Genomic DNA, 1,855 nt, shown 5'->3' with positions numbered 1-1,855 from the left:
CGGGAACTCATGGACGCCATCCCGCACTGAGGGTGTGCGCGTGCCCGACGGTCAGGCGCCGAGCTCGCCTCGTTGCCATGCCCGTACCCGGCTGATCGTGTCGATCGTCCGGGTTCCAGCCGCGTGCGGACGGACAGCGCTCTCCCCCGCGCCCTCAACGTCCGACCTCGACACCGACTTGTCCAAGGTCTGTTACTCCTCGTGTCGACCAATCGCGTCACGTGCACAGTAGCGATTTGGAGAGCTTCCCATGAGTAAGCCGTTGGATGTCAAAGGAACGGTTGGATGTTCCAAATGTTGTTGATTATCTTATGAAGATCAAATTGAAGTGAGGTGGCGTCAACAGCGTTGACTACAGCGTGGTTTCACGAAAGGATCGCGGAAGACGCAAGGGCGTCGAAACGATCGATCCCGAAGGGGAGCACAGGACCGGTGGAGACGGCGCAACCCCGCCATACCCGCACCCCTCGCGGCACGCTGTCCCAGCAGCTTCTGCTCGACACCGCGATGGAGATCGTCGACATCGGCGGAGTCGGTGGTTTCAGCATGCGAGCCCTGGGTGCACGTCTGAACATCGACCCGACCGCCGTCTACCGGCACTTCCGGACCAAGAACGAACTACTCGAGGCTCTCGCAGACCGGGTCGTACGCGGCGACGAACCGCTCCCCCACACCGGCGATCCCCGGGCCGACATCAGGGAGACCTTCGCGCAGCTACGCAGGTCACTGCTGCGGCATCCGACACTCGCGCCCATCGTGCTGCGCCGGCCGCCCGGCGGGGAGGCCAGCTGGGAACGGACCAACCACGCGATCGGCCTGCTGCGTGACGCGGGCCTGCCCGACCGGCAGGCCTCCGACGCCTATACGACCCTGCTCTTCTACACACTCGGACACGCTCTGACCGAAGCCCGCCACACCGCGGCGACCATCGCCAGGAAAGGGCCGGACGCCACGGTGACACCGATCACCGCGATCAGTTCGTCCGCATCCCGCTACCCGCACCTCGCCGCGGTCGCCGACCATCTCGCCGCGGACATGCAGGCCCAGTTCCACGACGGTCTCAGCCTCATCCTGGCCGCACTGGCGATCTGACCGACCCGCATTCGACCGGGAGAACGGGGCTGAGCGCTTAGGGCGCTTAGGATTTCATCCGCGGCAGCAGACCCACGATCGGGCCGGTGGCCGGCAGTTCCCCGGCAGGGGCGTCAGGCACCGGCAGCCACAATGTGCAGGGCCACCTTTGTCCGGCTGAGGCTGTACGAGTGCTGCAGCTCGGCGACCCAACACCGGAAGGAGTTTCGACGAGCCACTGCGTCGGTTCACCCACGGCCCTGTGCGCCATGGCTGCTCCCGGGCGTGACGGGCGAACGGACAACCGAGGTGAGGCGCTGTGAGATGGGCACGTCAGGTCGCGCCGCTGCTCATCCTCGCCCTGGTAGCCGCCTTGGAGTTGGCGGACCGGCGGTATATCGTCCTGGATCTGGCGGTTCTCAGTCCTGTGCTCGCCGCCGCGCTTGCCAGCCCCCGGCTGACCGCGGCCTACGCGGCCCTCGCACTGGCGGTCGCCGGACTTCTCGGGCTTCCCGATGATCTCTATGGTGGCGCCGGCTGGGAGCGCATGGCCCAGATGATCCGCTTGTGCGGAGTCGCCGTAGGAGGTGTCATGGCCGTCCTGGCGAGCCGGACCCGGACCCTGCGTGACAGGAAGCTCGAAAACGTCATCCGCGTGGCGGAGGTCGCGCAGCGCGCAATTCTCACCCCTCTGCCGGCATTGCGCGACGGATTGAAGCTCGCCGTGCGTTACGAGAGCGCCGCCGGGGCAGGCCAGCGTCGGCGGGGACCTCTATGAGGTCAT

2 protein-coding genes are annotated in these 1,855 nt (G+C 66.5%); both read left to right on the top strand.

Translation table 11 applies throughout. The annotated features are described in order from the left end of the window. Window positions 1-432 precede the first annotated feature (432 nt). Complete coding sequence (locus DD1DGNOD_RS13790; protein ID WP_131766795.1) at window positions 433-1,092, top strand: TetR/AcrR family transcriptional regulator C-terminal domain-containing protein; 660 nt, start codon at window positions 433-435, stop codon at window positions 1,090-1,092. 298 nt (window positions 1,093-1,390) lie between these two features. Continuing rightward, complete coding sequence (locus DD1DGNOD_RS13785) at window positions 1,391-1,849, top strand: hypothetical protein (RefSeq protein WP_131770330.1); 459 nt, start codon at window positions 1,391-1,393, stop codon at window positions 1,847-1,849. The last annotated feature ends 6 nt before the right edge of the window (window positions 1,850-1,855 follow it).

Origin of the sequence: Candidatus Protofrankia californiensis, from assembly GCF_900634765.1 — a bacterium.
In the GTDB taxonomy this organism is placed as follows: domain Bacteria; phylum Actinomycetota; class Actinomycetes; order Frankiales; family Frankiaceae; genus Protofrankia; species Protofrankia californiensis.
This window is presented reverse-complemented; position numbering and strand designations above follow the sequence as displayed.